Raw genomic sequence first — 19,680 nt, forward strand, 5'->3', positions numbered from 1 at the left:
GCGCTAGTGTGCGGGTTCTTCCTGCAGGCCGATGGCGATTTCCTCGATGGCCGGCCCGCGAATTTGAAAGCCGCGCATTTCCAGCACACCCTTGGTACCGAGCGAGATAATCAGGTAAAGCACGGCGGGATATTCATGCTGTTCGACATCGGCCAGTGAGGGCAGGGGCGGGGAATCCGGGTGGGAGTGATAAATCGCGGCCAGTTCCTCGCCATCGCTGCGCATGGCGCGCATGGCATCGATCTGCGCCTTGGGGTCGAGCGTGAAAAAGCGTTTTCTGTCGCCGGCCCGGTTGGAGACGGGGTAGCATTTCCGGAAACCGCGGCTGTCACGCGAGATCAGCCCGCAGATTTCCTCGTCCGATGATTTCTGCGCCAGGTGCAGTAACTGGTTGACGATGGGGCGCGGTAGGCGGATGACATTCATACCTTGCCGCACACCGGGCAGGCCGGGTCTTTGCGCAGTTTCATTTCGCGCCATTCCATGGTCTGGGCATCGAGAAGGAGCAGGCGGCCGTTCAGCGTTTGGCCGACGCCGGTCAAGACCTTTAATGTTTCCGTGGCCTGAATGCTCCCGATGATACCGGCGGCGGGCGCGAGTACGCCGGTTTCGGAACAGCTCTCGGCAATCTCGTCCATGTCCTGGTACAGGCAGCGGTAGCAGGCGCTGTCCGGCAGGTCGGCACGGAAAGTCGTCACCTGGCCTTCGAGGCGGATCACCGCTCCCGAGATCAGCGGCTTTTTATATTCCACGCAAAGACGATTGAGGCTGAAGCGCGTGGCAAAGTTGTCGCTCGCGTCCACCACGGCATCGGCGAGCTTCACCTGATCGGCGAGTTCATCCGCGTCCAGTTTTTTGTTGAAGGCCGTGACCTGAATATCAGGATTGAGTTGTTGCAGGTTTGCCTGCGCTGATACAACCTTGTCCTGGCCGATGGTTTCCGTGGTGTGCACGATCTGGCGCTGAAGGTTGGAAAGTTCCACGCGGTCGTGATCGACAATGACCAGATGCCCCACGCCGGAGGCGGCGAGGTACATCGCCACCGGCGAACCCAACCCGCCGAGGCCGATGATGAGCACGCGCGCATCGAGCAGTTTCTGCTGGCCGTCCACGCCCACCTGCGGCAATAAAATATGCCGGCTATAGCGCAGCAGCTGTTTGTCGTCCATCGCGATTTAACCAGGTTGTGTTACCGGCGGCACGCCGCGACACGGGCGTGTCCGGCCAGATCCTGATGATAAACCATGTCGCTGTAATCGTACTGGCGCAGAAGCTCACCGACAGCCACAACCTGATCCCAGCCGTGTTCAAACAGAAGCCAGCCGCCGGGCTTGAGAACAGTCCGTGCATGCCGCGCGATATGTTGAATCGCATCGAGCCCATCGGCGCCGGAGACAAGCGCAACGGCTGGTTCAAAACGTACATCGCCTTGTGATAAATGCGGGTCACGGGCGCGGATGTAGGGCGGGTTGCTCACGATCAGGTCCAGCTTCTCGCTTGCAAGTGGCACGAACCAGTCACCTTCACGAAACTCAATATTGGTCAGGCCGAATTTTCTGGCGTTGGATTTACCAACTTCCAGCGCCGCGGATGAATGGTCGGTCGCAATCACATGACAGCGTGGAAGTTCCTTTGCCAGGGCCAGCGCAATGGCACCGCTGCCGGTGCCGAGATCGGCGATAGTCCATGCGGCGTCGTTTGGAATATGCTCCAGTGCCTTTTCCACCAACAGTTCTGTTTCCGGACGTGGTATCAGTGTTGCCGGCGAGACATTGAGTTCCATGGACCAGAATTCACGCTTGCCGGTGATATAGGCGACAGGTTCTCCACGCTTGCGCCGATCAAGCAGCCTGTCCATTCTCTGTTGCTGTTCGTCGGTCATGGCCATTTCGTTGCGTGTTATAAGACCGCTTCGGTCCAAGCCGCACGCGTGCATCAGCAACACTTCCGCATCGAGTCGCGGTGTGGGGCTGGTCAATTCCAGTGCATGCAGCGCCTTGCGCAAGGCCGCGCCAACGGTAACGATGGATGGATGCAGGACGGCCGGTTCCATGCTCAGCCGTTCAGCGCTGCGAGCAGATCCGCCTGATCGGCAGTACGCAGTGCGTCAATGAGTTCGTCGAGCTTGCCTTCCATGGCCTGATCGAGCTTGTAGAGCGTGAGGTTGATACGGTGATCGGTCACGCGCCCCTGCGGAAAATTGTAGGTGCGGATGCGCTCGGAGCGGTCGCCGGTGCCGACCAGGCTCTTGCGTGTGGCCGCCTCCTGCTCGCGCTGTTTACGCTGCTCGGCTTCGAGCAGGCGCGCCGAAAGTATCGACATGGCACGGGAGCGGTTTTTGTGTTGCGAACGTTCGTCCTGGCATTCGACCACGATGCCCGTGGGCAAATGTGTGATGCGGATCGCCGAGTCGGTTTTGTTCACGTGTTGGCCGCCGGCACCGGAGGCGCGGAAGGTGTCCACTTTCAGCTCCGCAGGATTAATGGCAATGGCGTCAATTTCCTCCGCCTCCGGCAATACTGCCACGGTGCAGGTCGAGGTATGGATGCGACCCTGGGCCTCGGTCGCGGGAACGCGTTGCACGCGGTGAGCGCCGGATTCGAACTTGAGCCGCGAGTACACGTCCTTCCCCGAAATGCGAGTAATGACATCCTTGTAACCGCCGTGTTCGCCGGGGCTCTGGCTCATAACTTCCACTTCCCAGCCATGCGCCGTGGCGTAATAGCTGTACATGCGATACAGGTCGCCGGCAAAGAGTGCCGACTCGTCGCCGCCGGCGGCGGCGCGGATCTCAAGAAAAATGTTGCGGTTGTCGTTCGGGTCTTTCGGCAGCAGCAGGGTCTGGATTTCGGCTTCCAGCCTGGTGATCAGCTGCTGGGCATACGTGAGTTCCTCCTGCGCCATTTCGCGGATGGAGGCATCCTTGTCCTTGAGCATGGCGCGCGCGGATTCCTTTTGATCGCTGGCCGAGCAATAGTCGCCGTAAAGCTTCACCACCGGATTGATCTCGGCGTATTCCTGCGACAGCTTGCGGAATTGATCCTGTTTGCCGATGACTTTCGGGTCGGAGAGCAGGCGTTCGATTTCCTCAAAGCGCTGCGCCAGGCCGGTGAGCCTTGTTTCGATGGATGGATTCATCTTTCAAGAATTCTATGAAAATAAAAAAACAAATCTTAAACCACGGGGAGCACGGGGAGTGAAAAGTATTGAAGACAGAGAGGCCGTTCTTGTCCTTTTACATGTCTTTCCCCGTGATCCCCGTGGTTTGATCATCATTAATGAGTTCTAGTCTTCGTGGAGGTCGAACAGCCGGCGGGCGGCTTCGAGCAGGGCCTTGTTGCCCTCATGGTCGGCCTTGCGCAGCACGTCGGTGGGCGTGTGCGTGAACTTGTTGGTCAGTGCGCGCGCGAGATGCTCGATCACCTTGGCCGGATCGTCGCCGTGGGCGAGACGTTGCCGTGCGCGCTCGACCTCGGATTCACGCAGGGCATCGGCGGATTCGCGCAGGGCGCGGATGGTCGGCACCGCATCCAGCGATTTGACCCATTGCATGAAATCCACAACCCGCGTGTCGATGATCTTTTCTGCCTCGAGCGCCGCTTCCTGGCGGGATTCCATGTTTTCCTGCACCACTTCCTTGAGATCGTCGATGGTGTAGAGGTAAATGTCTTCGAGTTCACCGACCTCGGTCTCGATGTCGCGCGGCACGGCGATATCCAGCATGAATATGGGCCGATGCTTGCGTGCCTTCAGGGCGCTTTCCACGGCGCCCTTGCCCAGAATGGGCAATTGACTGGCGGTAGAGGAGATCACGATATCCACATCGGCCAGGCGTGTTGGCATTTCCGCGAGTGAAATCGCCTCGGCGCCGAAAACGGTAGCCACCTGCTGGGCGCGCTCGACCGTGCGGTTGGCAACGATCATGTGGCCGATACCCTGTTCCTTGAGATGGCGCGCGCACAGCTCGATCATGTCGCCGGCGCCGATCAGCAGCACAGTCTGCTCCGACAGTTTGCTGAAAATCTGCCGCGCGAGCCGCACCGCGGCCGAGGCGACCGACACGGCGCTGGCGCCGATGGCGGTGTCGGTGCGCACCTGCTTGGCCACCGTGAAGGTCTGCTGAAACAGCCGGTTCAGAATCTTGCCGGTGGCGCCGGCCTTGTGCGCGGTGGCGAAGGCTTCTTTCATTTGTCCGAGGATTTGCGGTTCGCCCAGGATCATGGAATCGAGTCCGGCGGCGACGCGGAAAGCGTGCTTGACCGCCGCCTGGTCCGGGTGGCGGTACAGGTAGGGATGAATGTCAGAGCGGTTGAGGTGGTGATAGTGGCAGAACCAGTCGATGACGTGGTCTTCGTGCGCAGGCTCGAGGCCGCAGTAGAGCTCGGTGCGATTACAGGTGGAGACGATCGCTGCCTCGTCGGCGCCGCCGTTGCCGGTGACTTCATGCAGCGCGCCAATCAGCTTATCGGAGGCAAACGCCGCCTTCTCGCGGATATCGACCGGCGCGGTGTGATGATTGATGCCAAAGGCGAGCAGACGCATGTGAAAACCGGGAAATGGCTCTGGATGCCCGCGATTTTGACCCATCAGGGTCCAGTGTCAAGTTGGGGAAGAAGCAGATGTTTTTAATACGTTCACTGCCAGCAGGGCCAGCGCGATTTCAATTGCCAGCAGCAGAGCGCCAAGGCTTAACAGCAGCCACTCACCCTCCGCCCACCACTGCATGGCCAGCGTGGCAAACGCCCAGTGGGCAACTACCGCCATGAAAATCAATGGCACCAGCACCCAGATGACAGGCCGTCCGCTGCGATGCAGCGCCAACGCCAACAGCGAAAAACCCAGCACGGCCAGTATCTGGTCAGCCACGCCAAACAGCGGCCACCACGAAAGCCCGCCCAGTCCGTGGCCGTCGTGCAACGCCAGCATGGCCGACAGCAGCACGACAGTAATAATCTGGTTCTTTTCATTTCCCGGCAGAAGCGACGGAAAACGTTCCGTCAGGCCGGTGAGTAATTGCTTTTGCACGCGCAGACCGGCTTCCAGGGTGGCGACGAGGAGACCCAGCATTACCACCGCGGCGAGCGTGCGGGCAAATGCCTGATCCAGTCCGATACTCGCGGCCATTCGCGCAAAGCCATTGATGTAAAGCGCAAGGACCTTATGCAGGTCATGAAATACTTCCCACGCGGCGTAATGCTGACTCCATTCCTGGGTGGTGGCGGAGCTGGTAGCGCCGATGATGATGGCGCTTAACGCCAATAGCCCCAGCGCGAGCGCGCCGCCGTAACCGATATAGCGCGCGTCGGTTTCATGCTTGAGCTGGCGCGCGGTGATGCCATTGGCAATCAACAGATGAAAACCCGCGACGGCGCCTGAGGTGAGGGTGACGAATAGCCACGGGAGCGTCGCGGGAATGCCCGGTCCGGTATGGAATTCCGGCGCGACCAGAACCGGGTGATCGATTATCACCGCGGTGTAACAGATAAAAAGCATGATGCCGAGCAGCAGGGCCGTGAGATAACCGCGTGGGCGTATCAGTTTCCACATCGGCTGACGCGTGGCATGGTAGGCGTAGACGAACAGGATCAAGACCCACACCATGTTGGCGTCGAATGCCAGATAGGTTGTTTGGGTCTCAAAATTAAGCGCGCCAGTAAACGCCAGCGGGAATTCCCCAAGCAGCCAGACGGCCATCAGGCCCAGGGTCAGGGCAATCAGCGAGGCAAAAATGATTTCGAAATTATTTCGGCCGCGCAGAAATCCCCCGAGCAGCCAGGCCAGCACCGCAATGGCCCAGAAAGGCAAAACCGCTTGCGGGAAACCGGACAGCAGTTGTGCCGCCAGCGCGGCACAGGCGGCGTTCATGATAAGCAGCAGTAGAAAAGCAAACAGGGCGAAAAGTGCATGTGCCCGGGTGGAGAGCAGGCGCGCGGCGATTTCCGCCGGGTTCAGCCCCGGATAGCGCAGGGACAGCCACAAGGAACCCAATCCGTAGGTGCCGGCGGCCGTTACCGTGGCCACGACGGCCCATAGAAAGGCTGGAATCCATCCCCATATTAAAGAGACAACACTTCCCGTGACAGCCGTGCCGGCCCCGAGGGAAGCGAGGTGATGACCGAATATCAGGTGACGTTTGGCGCTGCGCTGTTCGTCTTCGGCGGGGGGATTCTGGGCGGGTATACTATAATTGTTCTCAAGGTGGAAAACGCCGAGCGCCAGAAGCCTGGAATAGAATCGATAGCCGAAGACAAAGGCCACCGTCGCCGCCAGCAGCAGAAAAAGCGAATTCATGGCTTATTCCCGTTGCTGAATGTCACGCCAAGGATCATTTCGATATCGTTCCGTTTGCTGTCCGTGCTGTTTTCTGGATGTTAGAGGCTGTAACGACTATTTTAAATGGTAGGCGAATATCCGCCCACCGCGACGGTCATAGGGATACTCGTACCACCATGACAGATTTGGGCTTATCTATATATATGATTACTTCCCGTTTGCGTCGTTTACGCCCGTATCTGCTGTTGTCGCTTGTGTCGTTGCTGACGGCCTGTGCCGGCACGGTTAAACCCGACCCGCTGGCCGAAACCGCCCCTCCCAAGTCCGCCAACTCCGACGAAACACTGCCACGGGTCGCGCTGGAACCGGAGATTCTCTATGACCTGCTGCTGGGCGAGATCGCCGGGCAACGGGGACAGATCGGAGTGGCGGCCGCCACCTTGGGTAAAGTTGCCCAGCAGACACGTGACCCACGTCTCGCTGAACGCGCCACACTGGCGTCTCTGTTTGCCAAGCGTTACGACGATGCGTTCCAGTCGGCCCGTTTGTGGTCCGAGCTACGTCCGCACGACAACGAGGCGAGAGAGGCGCTGATCACGGCCCTGCTCGAACTCGACCGCGTCGCGGAAGCCAAGGAGCATTTTCAAACTCTCTTTGCCTCGGAGGAAACCCGCCGGAATCTCGACCAAACTTATCTGCGTGTGGCCGCTGTGCTCGGCCGGGCGAGCAATCGCGCCTCGGCCATCGATGTCATGCAATCCCTGGTGGCGCTGAACCCGCGCCTCGCCGCGGCCCATTTTGCCATGGCGCATCTGCTGGTCCGTGGCGGCGATCTGGAAAAGGCGCTGGTCTCCGCTGATGAGGCTCTGAAACAGCGCCCGGAGTGGGAGGAGGCGGCGCTATTCAAGGCGCGCATCCTGCTGTCGCAGAAGGAGCCGCAAAAGGCGCGCGCCTTTTATGAATCGTTTCTGGGCGACAATCGCGGCGCGAACAACGTCCGACTGAATTACGCGCGTTTTCTGGTCGACCAGAAGGAATGGCAGAAGGCGCTCGCAGAATTCAAGCGTGTTACTGACAACGCTCCGGACGATGCCGATACGGTTTATGCCGTGGGCCTGCTTTCACTGCAGACCAACAATCTGGAGGATGCGGATAAATATCTGAAGCAGGCGCTGAAATTGCGACCACAGAACGATCAGGCACGCCTCTATCTCGGACAGGTTGCGGAACAGCGCAAGCTGCACGACGAGGCAGTGCATTGGTATCTTGAGGTGAGGGAAGGCGAATATTATTTTGAGGCACAAGCCCGTCTGGGCGTGGCACTGGCCAAGCAGGGCGATCTGGCGCGGGCGCGCCGCCATCTGGAAGACATCAAGTCGCAAAACGATCCCCAGCGTGTACAGGTGGCGCTGGCGCAAGAACAGATTTTGCGCGATGCAAAGCAATTTAATGAAGCGCTGGCCGTGCTGAATGCGGCAATTCAAACCGTTCCGGGCGACAAGGACCTGCTGTACGCCCGCGCTTTGATGGCGGAAAAACTCCACATGCTGGACGTTACCGAACACGATCTGCGCGAAATCCTCAAAAAGGATCCAAAAAACGTCAACGCGTTGAATGCTCTGGGCTACACCCTCACGGATCGCACCAATCGCTATGACGAGGCGCATGAACTGTTGCAGCAAGCCATGGAGCTCAAGCCGGATGACGCCTTTATTATGGACAGTATGGGATGGTTGCAATACCGGCGTGGCAACAGTGCGGAGGCGGTGAAATATCTGCGGCGTGCTCTCGATATCCGCAATGACGCCGAAATTGCGGCGCATCTCGGCGAGGTGTTGTGGGTGACAGGCGACCGTCACGAGGCTGAATCGGTGTGGGATCGTGCGCTGCGCGAGACGCCGGACAACGAGGCGCTGAACGGCGTCATCAAAAAATTCAAACCATGAGGAAGGTTGTTGGGCTCCTCATTCTCATTGCCTTCATTTCCAGTTGTGCCACTGCTGTTCCGCTTCCTTCCGTCGCGGATGTCGACGCCGCATGGCATCTGCGGCAAGCAACATTAAAGCCCGTAACCTCCTGGCAGGTCCGGGGAAGACTGGCCTTGCGTGCCGCCGATCAGGGCTGGCATGCGACATTGAATTGGGAACGCAGCGGCGAACGGCATCGCCTGGATTTCACGGGTCCGCTCGGTCGCGGCCATCTGCGGTTGGTGCAGGACGAACACGGTGCCGAGCTGCAAGACGCCGAACAGCGCATCTGGCGCGCCGGCAATGCCGAAACGCTGCTGTATCGCGCCACGGGTTGGAGGGTGCCGCTGGATGGCTTGAATTACTGGATAGTCGGGTTGGCCGCGCCCGAATCAGTGTCGAATCAACAGTTAGACGCGCAGGGTCGCCTGAAAAGGCTGGCGCAGTCAGGTTGGGACATTCAGTTTCTCGAATACACCCATTACGGTTCTTTCGATCTGCCGAGTAAACTGTATATCACGAGGCAGGGGGGCCGCGTGGAGGGAAACCCTGCTGCAGATGAAGCGATCGAGGTGCGGCTCAGTATCGAACGCTGGACATTCAAACAATAATCAAGGAGTTTTCCGCGCATGCGAACCTGGCCGGCGCCAGCCAAGCTGAATCTGTTTCTGCATATCACCGGTCGTCGTGCGGACGGCTATCACACGCTGCAAACGGTTTACCAATTTCTCGACTACGGCGATGAACTGGCGTTCGTCGTGACCGACGACGGCCGCATCACGCGCGCGACCCCGGTTACCGGCGTGACGGAGGAAAGCGACCTGACACTGCGTGCGGCACGCCTATTAAAGGAATCGCGTGGCGTCATGAAAGGCGCGCAGATCCATCTCACCAAACGCCTTCCCATTGGCGGTGGGCTCGGCGGCGGCAGTTCCGACGCTGCCACGACCCTGCTGGCGCTTAACGAATTATGGGATACGCGTCTGAGCATCCCGGAACTGGCGGCACTGGGGTTGAAGCTGGGGGCCGATGTGCCGGTCTTCATCCATGGCCATGCCGCCTGGGCCGAGGGAATTGGCGAGGTTCTGACGCCGATTGAGCCGGAAGAGGCGTGGTATCTGGTGGTGGTGCCACCGGTACATGTTTCGACGACGCAGGTTTTTGCCGACCCCGAATTGACACGCTATAGCCCGCCCCTCACAATACGCGACTTTCGCGAAGGGCGCGGCCTGCGAAACGACCTTGAACGGGTGGTGCGAGGCCGCTATCCGGAAGTGGATAGCGCGATGCGGCTGTTGGCGGAGTTCGGCGAGCCGCGCATGTCAGGTTCCGGTGGTTGTGTGTTTCTGAATGTGACGGACGCAGACCGGGGCCGTCAGATACTGGAAAGAATTCCCAAACCGTTTACCGGCTTCGTGGCTCGGGGAATGAACCGGCACCCTTGTCGGTAAACGCGGCGACAGTTCACCTTGGGGCGTAGCCAAGCGGTAAGGCACTGAATTCATCCCCGGCATTCTGACGTACAGGGACGTACTAATGTCGCGGGAGGCATGGATGCCGAGAGCGACCCAGGTTCGAATTGCTGCACGAGATGCGCGGTGATATGTGGGGCTCAGGTTTCTGGGGCGTAGCCAAGCGGTAAGGCACCGGATTTTGATTCCGGCATTCCCAGGTTCGAATCCTGGCGCCCCAACCAGACAATGTTTGTGACGGGGTGAACAATCGGCGCCCCAACCAGTACAATGCGCAGGCATTAACGGGGTAGATGGCGCGCCCCAACCAGATTTTGTCGTGGACCATCCGACTCACAGGGGAAATCACGTGTCCTTGGACAACATGGTGGTGTTTACCGGGAATGCCAACCCGGCACTCGCAGAACTGGTGGTGCGGCATCTGGGATTGCCGCTCGGGAAGGCGGTCATCGGCCGTTTCTCGGATGGCGAGATCCAGGTCGAGATCATGGAGCACGTGCGCGGGAAGGATGTGTTCATCATCCAGCCGACCTGCGCGCCCAGCAACGACCATCTGATGGAGTTGCTGATCATGATCGATGCGGTGAAACGCTCCTCGGCGCAGCGCATCACCGCAGTGATACCTTATTATGGTTACGCACGCCAGGACCGCCGCCCGCGCACCGCGCGCGTGGCGATCACGGCCAAGCTGGTGGCGGACATGATCACCGTCTCGGGCGCGCATCGGGGGTTGACGATGGATCTGCATGCCGATCAGATCCAGGGGTTTTTCAACATCCCGACAGACAATATTTATTCGTCGCTGGTGTTGCTGGGCGACATCTGGCGGCAGGAGATCAAGGATCTGCTCGTGGTGTCGCCGGACGTGGGCGGTGTGGTGCGGGCCCGTGCCATGGCCAAGCATTTGGAGGCGGATCTCGCTATCATCGACAAGCGGCGTCCGAAGCCGAACGAGGCCAAGGTGATGCACATCATCGGCGAGGTCGAGGGCCGTACTTGCGTGCTGATGGACGACCTCGTGGATACCGCCGGAACACTGTGCGAGGCGGCGGCGGCGCTCAAGGAGCACGGCGCGAAAAAGGTATTAGCTTATTGCACGCACCCGGTGCTGTCGGGAAGCGCGGTGGAGCGGATCGGCAAATCCCAGCTCGATGAGCTGGTGGTGACCGACACAATTCCGCTCAAGCCGGAGGCCAAGGCCTGCCGGCGCATCCGTCAGCTGAGCGTGGCCGAGCTGTTGGCCGAATCCATGCGGCGCATCGCGGAAGAAGATTCGGTCAGCGAGCTGTTTATGGAATAAATTCAGTAGCAAGTTTCAAGTGGCAAGTAGCAAGGTAAAAAATCGTATTACTTGCTACTCGTGGTTCCGGCTTTCTTGGTCGCAGGAAAGACGGGTATTTGACTAACTTTGTGGAGACGACAATGAGCGCTAAATTTGAATTGACTGCCGAGCCACGCTCAGCGAAAGGTACGGGTGCGAGCCGCCGCCTTCGCCGCAGTGGCAAAGTACCCGCCGTGCTTTATGGCGCGGGCAAGCAACCGACGATGGTTGCGCTGGACCACAACCTGATGACGCGCCACCTGGCGAATGAAAAATTTCACACCTCGATTCTGACCGTGAATGTCGGCGGTGAAACCGACCAGGCCATTTTGCGCGATTATAATATGCATCCCTACAAACCCATCGTGATGCACGTGGATTTGCAGCGCATCAGCGCCACCGAGAAAATCCACATGAAGATACCCATCCACTTCGTGGGTGGTGATGTGGCCCCGGGCGTGAAGGTCGACGGCGGTGTCGTGACGCATCTCATGAATGAAATTGACATTACCTGTCTGCCCAAGGATCTCCCGGAATTCCTCACGGTGGACATGTCGGCCCTGCTCATCAATGAGTCGGTGCACTTGAAGGACATCAAACTGCCAGAGGGTGTTGCCATCACGAGTCTGTCGCACGGCGGTGACAACCTCGCCGTGGCGGCCATTTCGGTCATCAAGGTGGTGGAAGAGGCACCGGTGGTGGTGGCTCCGGTGGAAGGCGTGGCGGCTGCGGCGGTTCCGGCGGAAGGCGAGGCCAAGGCCGGCGAAGCGAAAGCAGGCGAGGCCAAGCCCGGCGAGGCGAAGAAAGGCGAAGCCCCCAAGGCGGATGCCAAGAAGTCGGAGGCCAAGAAACCCGAAGGTAAGAAGGAAGGAAAGTAATCCCTTTCTCGGAGGCGCAACGTGGCGCAAGGGATTTCCCTCATCGTCGGCCTGGGAAACCCGGGCGCGGAGTACGCGGAGACCCGGCACAATGCCGGGTTCCGTTTTCTGGATGTCCTGTTGGACGCCACCGGCGGAAAATTGCGCGCCGAATCTCGCTTCACTGCGAATGCCGGCAAGATCAGTCTCAGCGGCAAGGACATCTGGCTGCTTGAGCCTCAGACCTTCATGAATCACAGCGGTGAATCCGTTTCGAAGTTTGCCCACTATTTCAAAATCCCGGCATCGGAAATCCTGGTAGCGCACGACGACCTCGACCTGCCGCCGGGAACCATAAGATTGAAAGTCGGTGGCGGCGACGGCGGCCACAACGGACTTGCCGACATCACCGAGAAATTGGGCACCTCCGATTATGCGCGGTTGCGCATCGGCATCGGCCATCCCGGCAACGCCGCGCAAGTGGTGTCGTATGTTCTGAAAAGGGCGCCCGCGGCGGAGCAGACATTAATAGAGGCGGCTATCGGGAATGGCAAAGCGCACTTGGCGGAGATGGTGCACGGTGAGCTCCAGAAGGTCATGAACAGCCTGCACACGCATAAGTAATATCTTCAAACCACCGATGAACACAGATAAACACAGATGTGAGCCAGTGAAATGCACGGTTTTTTTGATCCGTGTGCATCCGTGTTCATCTGTGGTTACAAGGGATTTATAAATGGGTTTCAAATGCGGTATTGTCGGCCTGCCGAACGTGGGCAAATCCACGCTGTTCAATGCGCTCACCAAGGCGGGGATTGCGGCAGAGAATTATCCTTTTTGCACCATCGACCCGAACATTGGCATCGTCGAGGTGCCGGACCCGCGCCTGCAAAATCTGGCTGGCATCGCCAAGCCGGAAAAAATCCTTCCCACCACCATTGAATTCGTCGACATCGCGGGCTTGGTCGCTGGCGCCTCCAAGGGTGAGGGGCTGGGCAACAAATTTCTCGCCCACATCCGCGAGGTGGACGCCATCGCACACGTCGTGCGCTGTTTCGAGGATGAGAACATCGTGCATGTTGCGGGCGGCATCGACCCGCTGGCCGACATTGAAACCATCAACACTGAACTCGCGCTCGCCGACCTCGAGGCAGCCGACAAAGGCACGCAGCGCGCCGACAAGAATGCCAAAAGCGGCAGCAAGGAAGACATCAAACTGCGTGAGCTGCTTGTCCGCGTGCACAAACATTTGGATGGCGGCAAGCCAGTACGCAGCATGGTTTTGAGTGAAGAGGAGCACAAGCTGCTCAAGCCCTTGTGTCTGCTGACTGACAAGCCGCTCATGTACATTGCCAACGTGAGCGAAAAGGGATTCAGCAGCAATCCCCATCTCGATCAGGTGGACAAGCTCGCGCGTTCGGAAAACTCCGTTGCGGTACCGATCTGTGCCCGGATTGAAGCGGAGCTGGCCGATATGGATACTGAAGAAAAGAAGGTGTTCCTCGCCGATATGGGGCTGGAAGAACCGGGCCTGAGTCGCGTCATCCGCGCCGGGTACCAGTTGCTCGGCCTGCAAACGTTTTTTACCGTCGGCCCCAAGGAAGTGCGCGCCTGGACCGTGCGTAAGGGCGCACACGCACCCCAGGCGGCTGGGGTGATCCATACCGATTTCGAGCGGGGGTTCATCCGCGCTGAAACCGTTGCCTACGATGATTTTGTGCGATTCAAGGGCGAGCACGGTTCGCGCGAGGCCGGCAAGCTGCGCCTGGAAGGCAAGGATTACGTGGTGCACGATGGCGATGTCATGCACTTCCGTTTTAATGTCTAGAGAGATTGTTCTATAGTCAGGCCATCACCGGCGTGATTCCCTTGTCAGCCTCCGCGGATATCGGTATCTTTTGCGCCCCTTTCGGCTAGGTAGCTCAGACGGTTAGAGCGCGGCACTCATAATGCTGAGGTCGGCGGTTCGATTCCGCCCCTAGCCACCATTTTCTGTTCTTCTCGCGTACCCATCATTTATGTGGGCTCTCAATTAGCGATCCTCAGTAAGAAATTAAATCCACGTTCGCATGCGGCGATTCATTTGTTACACGAAATCAAGCTTCCCTCAATTCTTATTGCCACATTCAATATTATTAATTGCGGATAGCTCCCGGGCTTAGTATCTTAACTGGCGCAAAATATTTTGTGTCCAACCTTCTTGCTGGATTGCTCATCTCTTATGACCCAAGCTTCCACTGGCCGCAGCGAGACCAAGAACACGACCTGCTACATGTGCGCCTGTCGTTGCGGAATCCGCGTGACGCTCAAGGATGGTGAGATGCGTTACATCGATGGCAATCCCGAGCACCCGATCAACAAGGGTGTGATTTGTGCCAAGGGTGCCTCGGGCATCATGAAGCAGCATTCGCCTGCGCGCCTGACCAAGCCGCTCCGGCGCAAACCAGGCAGCGAGCGCGGCGCTAACGAGTTTGAAGCGATTTCCTGGGATGAGGCATTTGCCATTCTGGAAGAGCGCCTGGCGAAAATCCGCGCTACCGATCCGAAGAAGTTCGCGTTATTCACCGGCCGCGACCAGATGCAGGCGCTGACCGGCCTGTTCGCCAAGCAGTTCGGCACGCCCAACTACGCGGCGCACGGCGGTTTCTGCTCGGTCAACATGGCCGCGGGCATGATCTACACCATCGGTGGCTCGTTCTGGGAGTTCGGCGGACCGGATCTCGACCGCGCCAAGCTGTTCGTGATGATCGGCACCGCCGAAGATCATCACTCCAACCCGCTCAAGATCGCCATTTCCAAATTCAAACGCAACGGCGGCAAGTTCATCTCGGTCAATCCGGTGCGCACCGGTTACTCGGCGATCGCCGACGAGTGGGTTCCAATCAAACCCGGCACCGACGGCGCACTGTTTCTGGCGCTCATCCACCAGCTCATCAAGCAGGGTCTGTACGATCGCGATTTCCTGGTGCAATACACCAATTCCGCGCAGCTGGTGAACATGGACAACGATTCGAGCGAGAACGGCATGTTCGTGCGCGCCGAGGTGCCGGAGGAGGAGGGCTGTTTCGATCCGCAGAACAAACTGTGGTGGGATCGCCTGACGAACAAGGCTGTGCTCACGCATAGTGCCGGAGCCGATCCCAATCTGCTCGGCGAGTTCGCGCTGCCGGATGGCACCAAGGTTAAACCGTCATTCCAGTTGCTGGTGGATCGCGTCAAGGACCACACGCCCGAGTGGGCCAGCAAGATTACCGGCATCCCGGTGGAAACCATCAAGCGTCTGGCGAACGAAATGGGCGTCACGGCGCGCGACCAGAAAATCGAGCTGCCCATCGCCTGGACCGATATCTGGGGCAAGGACCATGAGACCGTGACTGGCAACCCGGTGGCGTTTCACGCCATGCGCGGCCTGGCCGCGCACTCGAACGGTTTTCACACCATCCGTGCGCTCTCCATACTAATGAGTATTCTTGGCACCATTGACCGGCCGGGCGGCTTTCGCCACAAGGCGCCGTTCCCGCGCCCGATTCCGCCTTGCGCCAAGACGCCGAAAGGCCCGGAAGGCGTGCGCGCGGGCAAGCCGCTGGACGGCATGGCGCTCGGCTGGCCGGCCGACCCGGATGATTTATTTGTCGACCAGGACGGCACGCCGGTTCGCATCGACAAGGCCTTTTCCTGGGAGTATCCACTGTCGGTGCATGGGCTGATGCACAACGTCATCACCAATGCCTGGCGCGGCGATCCCTATAAGCTCGACACACTGATGATCTTCATGGCCAACATGGCCTGGAACTCGACCATGAACACGGTCGAGGTACGCAAGATGCTGAACGACAAGGATGAGAAGGGTGAATTCAAAATCCCGTTCATTGTCGTGTGCGATGCGTTCCAATCGGAGATGGTGGCGTACGCCGATCTGGTGTTGCCGGATACCACTTATCTGGAACGCCATGATGTCATGGGCATGCTCGACCGGCCGGTGTCCGAGTTCGACGGTCCGATGGATTCCGTGCGCATCCCGGTGGTGCCACCCAAGGGCGAGTGCAAACCGTTCCAGGAAGTGCTGATCGAGCTCGCGACACGCCTCAAATTCCCGGCCTTTGTCGATACGCGTGGGCAACGTAAATTCAAGAATTATCCGGATTTCATCATCAACTACGAGATCGAGCCGGGCTCGGGTATTGGTTTTCTCGCCGGCTGGCGCGGCAAGGGCGGCGAGAAATTCATGAAAGGCGAGCCTAACCCGAACCAGTGGGAGATGTACGAGAAGAACAACTGCGTGTTCCGCTACGAGTTGCCCAAGTCCTACCAGTACATGCGCAACTGGAACAAGGGCTATCTCGAATGGGCGCAGCGCCACCGCCTGACGCGCTATGCCGAGCCGATCCTGATTCATGTCTATTCCGATATTTTGCAGCAATTCCGCCTCGCGGCGCAGGGCAAGACCCAGGGCAAGCAACCACCCCAGCATTTGCGCGAGCGTATCGAGACCTATTTCGACCCACTGCCGTTTTACTATGAACCGCTCGAAACACAACTGACCGACAAGAAGAAGTATCCGCTCAATGCGGTAACACAACGGCCGATGGCGATGTACCACTCGTGGGATTCGCAGAACGCCTGGCTGCGCCAGATTCACACGCACAACTATTTATTCGTGAATCCAAAAACCGCCAAGACCGAAGGCATCGCGGATGGCGATTGGGTCTGGATCGAGTCGCCGTGGGGCAAGGTGCGCGGCATGTGTCGTTACAGCGAGGCTACCGAGCCCGGCACAGTCTGGACCTGGAACGCCATCGGCAAACAACCGGGCGCATGGAATCTTGAACCGCGCGCGAATGAAGCGCGCAAGGGTTTTATACTCAATCATCTGATCACCGATGAGCTCCCGCCGCAGCCGGAGGGAAATCATCTTTCCAACTCCGATCCGGTGACCGGGCAGGCGGGGTGGTACGACGTGCGTGTGCGGATTTACAAGGCCGATCCGGCGGAAGAAAAAGTAACCATGCCGCAGTTCGAAATACTGTTACCGGTGCCCGGCGAACCGACTCGCCTTAAAAACTGGTTGGCCTATGTGGCCGGCAAGCTCACGGGAACCTGACGTGACCCAGCTCGCCTTGGTCATCGATCTCAATGTTTGTGTCGGCTGCCACGCCTGCGTCACGAGTTGCAAGGAATGGAACACCTCGGGTGTGGCCGGCTACCTGTCCGACGACCGTCCGTACGGTGAGGATCCGACCGGTACTTTCTTCAATCGGGTGCAGACCTTCGAGGTGGGTGAGTTCCCGAATACCGAAACCGTGCATTTTCCGAAGTCGTGCCTGCACTGCGAGGACCCACCGTGCGTGCCGGTGTGTCCCACCGGCGCCAGCTACAAACGCCCCGAGGACGGTATCGTGCTGGTCGATTACGACAAGTGCATCGGTTGCAAGTACTGCGCGTGGGCCTGCCCCTACGGCGTGCGCGAGATCGACGAACACCAGAAGGTCATGAAAAAGTGCACTCTGTGTGTGGATCGCATCTACGATACGACGCTGCCCGAGACGGAACGCAAACCGGCCTGCGTGATGGCGTGCCCGACCAGCGCGCGCCTGTTCGGCGACGTGCACGATCCGGACTCGGCGGTATCGATCGCGATCGGCGAGAGCGGTGGTTACGCACTGATGCCGGAGTGGGGTACCAAGCCGGCCAATCATTATCTGCCGCGGCGTAAGACGCGTATCAAGATCCACGACGACGAGCTCATGCGCGCTGATAATCCACTCAAGAAAGAGGGGGCGCAGCCCAAGCCGGATGTCAAAGAACCGTCGCTGGACGACGTCACTTCTTGGTAAGGCAGTGACAAGTTAAAGTGCTAAGTGATAAGTTCAGAAGCGCGCTGTTTTGAAACACTTGAGTGAGGCGAGATGAAAGAGAGTCCGTTAAGAAGCAAGAGTTATGAATTTTCACTCAAGGTTGTCCGGATTGTCAGGGGGCATGCGGGAGAGAAAACCCGAGCACGAACTGACATCCCAGCTTTTACGTTCAGCAACGAGTGTGGGCGCCAACATCGAGGAAGCGGGTGCTGGTCAGAGCCGCAGGGATTTTATCTCCAAGCTGTCGATTGCACGGAAGGAAGCGAATGAATCAAGGTACTGGCTGCGGTTGATGCGCGACGCGATGTTATTGATAACGACGTGGCATCGAATTTGATCGAGGACTGCGAAGAGTTGATCCGGATGTTGACAGCGAGCATAAAAACCGCCCAACGGAGTACGAATAGGACATAGCACTCATCACTTATCACTTGCAACTGGTTCACCAATATGAATCCAGCATTCTCGGTTATTTTTCTGACGACACTGATTGGAGCCGGTCAGGGCCTGTTTCTGGCGCTATACACCGCACAGGTCTATTCGGCGGTTGAGTTGCTTCCGGAACAATCAAACAGTTTTTACGTGCTGGGTAGCGCCATATCGTTTGCATTACTAATCGCCGGGCTGGTGGCATCATTCTTCCATCTCGGTCATCCGGAGCGCGCGTGGCGCTCGGCCGCGCGCTGGCGTACCTCCTGGTTGTCACGCGAGGTGATTGTGTTGCCGGCGCTGATGGGTGCCGTGGCGGCCTATGGCCTGATTCATTATTACGAATGGGACCTGAGTCTTATCGGTATCGATAGCTCGGCCCAAGGCGGCCTTTCGCTCGTCGTCGGCGCCGGGGGTACGGCGCTGGCTTTTCTGTTGTTTCTCTGTACCGGTATGATTTACGCGTGCATCAAGTTTCTGCAGGAGTGGGCGACGTGGCTGACGGTGGTGAATTACACGCTGTTCGGACTGGCCTCCGGTTTCCTGCTGGCGACCGCGTACGCGGCGTACCAGGCGCCGGCGCTGATGTACTTCTACGGGGGCTGGACCATCGTTGCCACACTGGCTGTTTTGATGACGCGCATTGTTTCGCTGGTCCGTAATCGTCGCATTAAGCACAAGTCGACGATCCAGACCGCTATCGGCGTGCGTCATGCCCGTATCGTCCAGAAGTCACAGGGATTCATGGGTGGGTCATTTAATACGCGTGATTTTTTCCATAACGCCACGCCATGGGTGTTCCGTTCGATTAAATGGATTTTTCTGGTGCTGGTGTTCCCGGTGCCAATGGGAATGCTTTTCGCCGGCATGATTCACAGCAGCGCTACGCTGATTACCGCCGCCTTTGTTGTTCAGTACCTCGGTTTGCTTGCGGAGCGCTGGTTTTTCTTTGCCCAGGCCAATCACCCGCAGAATCTCTATTACCAGACTATCTCCTGATAAAGCCGCGCGATTTTCCTGCCATTCATCGGCCGGGACACGACGCCTGTTCGCTGCCGGTGATCTAAGACCCTGACGTACAAGGAAATCACCGGTTGTCCCCGCTGGAGTGCCACGTATCGGTACTGGCTTGTGGTATGAGCAGCCCCGGCCAAGACTCTGTCCTAAGGGACGATCTGCGGGTAGAAAGGATTGACGGGCCAGCCCCCTCCCGCAGACTGTATTTCCTGAGGAGGAAAGTATTATGCTGAAGCTGAGTTTTTGGATTGGTACCCCGTCGATTATCACTTACCTGGCATCGACCTATTCCCAACTTCTGGAAAATATCTTTTTTATCTTTGCCCTATCAGTGTTGGCGTTGTTCGTGGCGATTCTGTCGCAGATCGGCGAAAAAGCCAGGCCCTGACGATTATTGGCGGTCCTCCGAACAATGCGGGTGGCGAGAGCCATCCGCATTTTTATTGTGCTTATTTTGCCTTAATGGGTGATTTCTCCTTTTGGCAGTAG

Annotated in this window: 17 protein-coding genes, 2 tRNA genes and 1 pseudogene; 14 read left to right on the forward strand and 6 right to left on the reverse strand. The window is 58.4% G+C overall.

The window, feature by feature from the left end:
• Positions 1–3 precede the first annotated feature (3 nt).
• From NUV55_RS07315 to NUV55_RS07340, 6 genes are all read right to left on the reverse strand, one after another.
• A complete protein-coding gene (locus tag NUV55_RS07315; protein ID WP_296671659.1) occupies positions 4–426 on the reverse strand; it encodes a M67 family metallopeptidase in 423 nt (140 codons plus the stop codon).
• A complete protein-coding gene (locus NUV55_RS07320) occupies positions 423–1,169 on the reverse strand; it encodes a molybdopterin-synthase adenylyltransferase MoeB (RefSeq protein ID WP_296671661.1) in 747 nt (248 codons plus the stop codon). The genes NUV55_RS07315 and NUV55_RS07320 overlap by 4 nt, the downstream gene beginning before the upstream one ends.
• 20 nt (positions 1,170–1,189) lie before the next feature.
• Positions 1,190–2,053, reverse strand: a complete 864-nt coding sequence (prmC, locus tag NUV55_RS07325; protein WP_296671662.1) for a peptide chain release factor N(5)-glutamine methyltransferase — start codon at positions 2,051–2,053, stop codon at positions 1,190–1,192.
• A 2-nt stretch (positions 2,054–2,055) separates the two neighbouring features.
• Complete coding sequence (gene prfA / locus NUV55_RS07330) at positions 2,056–3,138, reverse strand: peptide chain release factor 1 (RefSeq protein WP_296671664.1); 1,083 nt, start codon at positions 3,136–3,138, stop codon at positions 2,056–2,058.
• Positions 3,139–3,285: 147 nt separating this feature from the next.
• The gene (gene hemA, locus NUV55_RS07335) at positions 3,286–4,542 is read right to left on the reverse strand and encodes a glutamyl-tRNA reductase (RefSeq protein WP_296671887.1); all 1,257 of its coding nucleotides are present in this window, start codon (positions 4,540–4,542) and stop codon (positions 3,286–3,288) included.
• 57 nt (positions 4,543–4,599) lie between these two features.
• On the reverse strand, positions 4,600–6,291 hold the full coding sequence (locus tag NUV55_RS07340; RefSeq protein ID WP_296671665.1) for a carbon starvation CstA family protein: 1,692 nt from the start codon (positions 6,289–6,291) through the stop codon (positions 4,600–4,602).
• 200 nt (positions 6,292–6,491) lie between these two features.
• Here NUV55_RS07340 and NUV55_RS07345 point away from each other — a divergent pair, with 200 nt between their 5' ends.
• From NUV55_RS07345 to NUV55_RS07410, 14 genes and pseudogenes are all read left to right on the forward strand, one after another.
• Positions 6,492–8,219: a tetratricopeptide repeat protein gene (locus NUV55_RS07345; RefSeq protein ID WP_296671666.1), complete on the forward strand. Its 1,728-nt coding sequence runs from the start codon at positions 6,492–6,494 to the stop codon at positions 8,217–8,219.
• Positions 8,216–8,851, forward strand: a complete 636-nt coding sequence (lolB, locus tag NUV55_RS07350) for a lipoprotein insertase outer membrane protein LolB (RefSeq protein WP_296671668.1) — start codon at positions 8,216–8,218, stop codon at positions 8,849–8,851. Before NUV55_RS07345 ends, lolB begins: the two co-directional genes overlap by 4 nt.
• 18 nt (positions 8,852–8,869) lie before the next feature.
• Positions 8,870–9,691, forward strand: a complete 822-nt coding sequence (gene ispE, locus NUV55_RS07355; RefSeq protein WP_296671669.1) for a 4-(cytidine 5'-diphospho)-2-C-methyl-D-erythritol kinase — start codon at positions 8,870–8,872, stop codon at positions 9,689–9,691.
• A 170-nt stretch (positions 9,692–9,861) separates the two neighbouring features.
• A tRNA-Gln gene (locus tag NUV55_RS07360) sits at positions 9,862–9,936 on the forward strand.
• Between the two features lie 140 nt (positions 9,937–10,076).
• Positions 10,077–11,012 carry a ribose-phosphate pyrophosphokinase gene (locus NUV55_RS07365; RefSeq protein ID WP_367280380.1) on the forward strand — a complete coding sequence of 312 codons (936 nt, stop codon included), beginning with the start codon at positions 10,077–10,079 and terminating at the stop codon, positions 11,010–11,012.
• Between the two features lie 122 nt (positions 11,013–11,134).
• Positions 11,135–11,806 (forward strand): annotated as a pseudogene (locus NUV55_RS07370) (50S ribosomal protein L25/general stress protein Ctc); the annotation flags it as partial.
• A gap of 126 nt (positions 11,807–11,932) precedes the next feature.
• Positions 11,933–12,514 (forward strand): aminoacyl-tRNA hydrolase, encoded by a 582-nt coding sequence (gene pth / locus NUV55_RS07375; protein WP_296671674.1) that lies wholly within the window; start codon positions 11,933–11,935, stop codon positions 12,512–12,514.
• 112 nt (positions 12,515–12,626) lie between these two features.
• On the forward strand, positions 12,627–13,718 hold the full coding sequence (gene ychF / locus NUV55_RS07380; protein WP_296671676.1) for a redox-regulated ATPase YchF: 1,092 nt from the start codon (positions 12,627–12,629) through the stop codon (positions 13,716–13,718).
• 83 nt (positions 13,719–13,801) lie between these two features.
• Positions 13,802–13,878, forward strand: a tRNA-Met gene (locus NUV55_RS07385).
• A 233-nt stretch (positions 13,879–14,111) separates the two neighbouring features.
• Complete coding sequence (locus NUV55_RS07390; RefSeq protein ID WP_296671678.1) at positions 14,112–16,991, forward strand: molybdopterin oxidoreductase family protein; 2,880 nt, start codon at positions 14,112–14,114, stop codon at positions 16,989–16,991.
• 1 nt (position 16,992) lies between these two features.
• The gene (locus NUV55_RS07395; protein WP_296671680.1) at positions 16,993–17,724 is read left to right on the forward strand and encodes a 4Fe-4S dicluster domain-containing protein; all 732 of its coding nucleotides are present in this window, start codon (positions 16,993–16,995) and stop codon (positions 17,722–17,724) included.
• Between the two features lie 142 nt (positions 17,725–17,866).
• Complete coding sequence (locus NUV55_RS07400; protein WP_367280371.1) at positions 17,867–18,082, forward strand: four helix bundle protein; 216 nt, start codon at positions 17,867–17,869, stop codon at positions 18,080–18,082.
• 113 nt (positions 18,083–18,195) lie between these two features.
• Positions 18,196–19,173: a DmsC/YnfH family molybdoenzyme membrane anchor subunit gene (locus NUV55_RS07405; protein WP_296671683.1), complete on the forward strand. Its 978-nt coding sequence runs from the start codon at positions 18,196–18,198 to the stop codon at positions 19,171–19,173.
• Positions 19,174–19,417: 244 nt separating this feature from the next.
• Positions 19,418–19,579, forward strand: coding sequence for a hypothetical protein (locus NUV55_RS07410; protein ID WP_296671685.1), 162 nt, complete (start codon positions 19,418–19,420; stop codon positions 19,577–19,579).
• Positions 19,580–19,680 lie beyond the last annotated feature (101 nt).

Source organism: Sulfuricaulis sp., from assembly GCF_024653915.1.
In the GTDB taxonomy this organism is placed as follows: Bacteria; Pseudomonadota; Gammaproteobacteria; order Acidiferrobacterales; family Sulfurifustaceae; genus Sulfuricaulis.

What these genes read in the sequence shown, in the direction of transcription:
- NUV55_RS07315 (WP_296671659.1), bottom strand. Translation starts at nt 426, where the DNA reads ATGAATGTCATCCGCCTACCGCGCCCCATCGTCAACCAGTTACTGCAC.
- NUV55_RS07320 (WP_296671661.1), bottom strand. Translation starts at nt 1,169, where the DNA reads ATGGACGACAAACAGCTGCTGCGCTATAGCCGGCATATTTTATTGCCG.
- prmC (WP_296671662.1), bottom strand. Translation starts at nt 2,053, where the DNA reads ATGGAACCGGCCGTCCTGCATCCATCCATCGTTACCGTTGGCGCGGCC.
- prfA (WP_296671664.1), bottom strand. Translation starts at nt 3,138, where the DNA reads ATGAATCCATCCATCGAAACAAGGCTCACCGGCCTGGCGCAGCGCTTT.
- hemA (WP_296671887.1), bottom strand. Translation starts at nt 4,542, where the DNA reads ATGCGTCTGCTCGCCTTTGGCATCAATCATCACACCGCGCCGGTCGAT.
- NUV55_RS07340 (WP_296671665.1), bottom strand. Translation starts at nt 6,291, where the DNA reads ATGAATTCGCTTTTTCTGCTGCTGGCGGCGACGGTGGCCTTTGTCTTC.
- lolB (WP_296671668.1), top strand. Translation starts at nt 8,216, where the DNA reads ATGAGGAAGGTTGTTGGGCTCCTCATTCTCATTGCCTTCATTTCCAGT.
- ispE (WP_296671669.1), top strand. Translation starts at nt 8,870, where the DNA reads ATGCGAACCTGGCCGGCGCCAGCCAAGCTGAATCTGTTTCTGCATATC.
- NUV55_RS07365 (WP_367280380.1), top strand. Translation starts at nt 10,077, where the DNA reads ATGGTGGTGTTTACCGGGAATGCCAACCCGGCACTCGCAGAACTGGTG.
- ychF (WP_296671676.1), top strand. Translation starts at nt 12,627, where the DNA reads ATGGGTTTCAAATGCGGTATTGTCGGCCTGCCGAACGTGGGCAAATCC.
- NUV55_RS07390 (WP_296671678.1), top strand. Translation starts at nt 14,112, where the DNA reads ATGACCCAAGCTTCCACTGGCCGCAGCGAGACCAAGAACACGACCTGC.
- NUV55_RS07400 (WP_367280371.1), top strand. Translation starts at nt 17,867, where the DNA reads ATGCGGGAGAGAAAACCCGAGCACGAACTGACATCCCAGCTTTTACGT.
- NUV55_RS07405 (WP_296671683.1), top strand. Translation starts at nt 18,196, where the DNA reads ATGAATCCAGCATTCTCGGTTATTTTTCTGACGACACTGATTGGAGCC.
- NUV55_RS07410 (WP_296671685.1), top strand. Translation starts at nt 19,418, where the DNA reads ATGCTGAAGCTGAGTTTTTGGATTGGTACCCCGTCGATTATCACTTAC.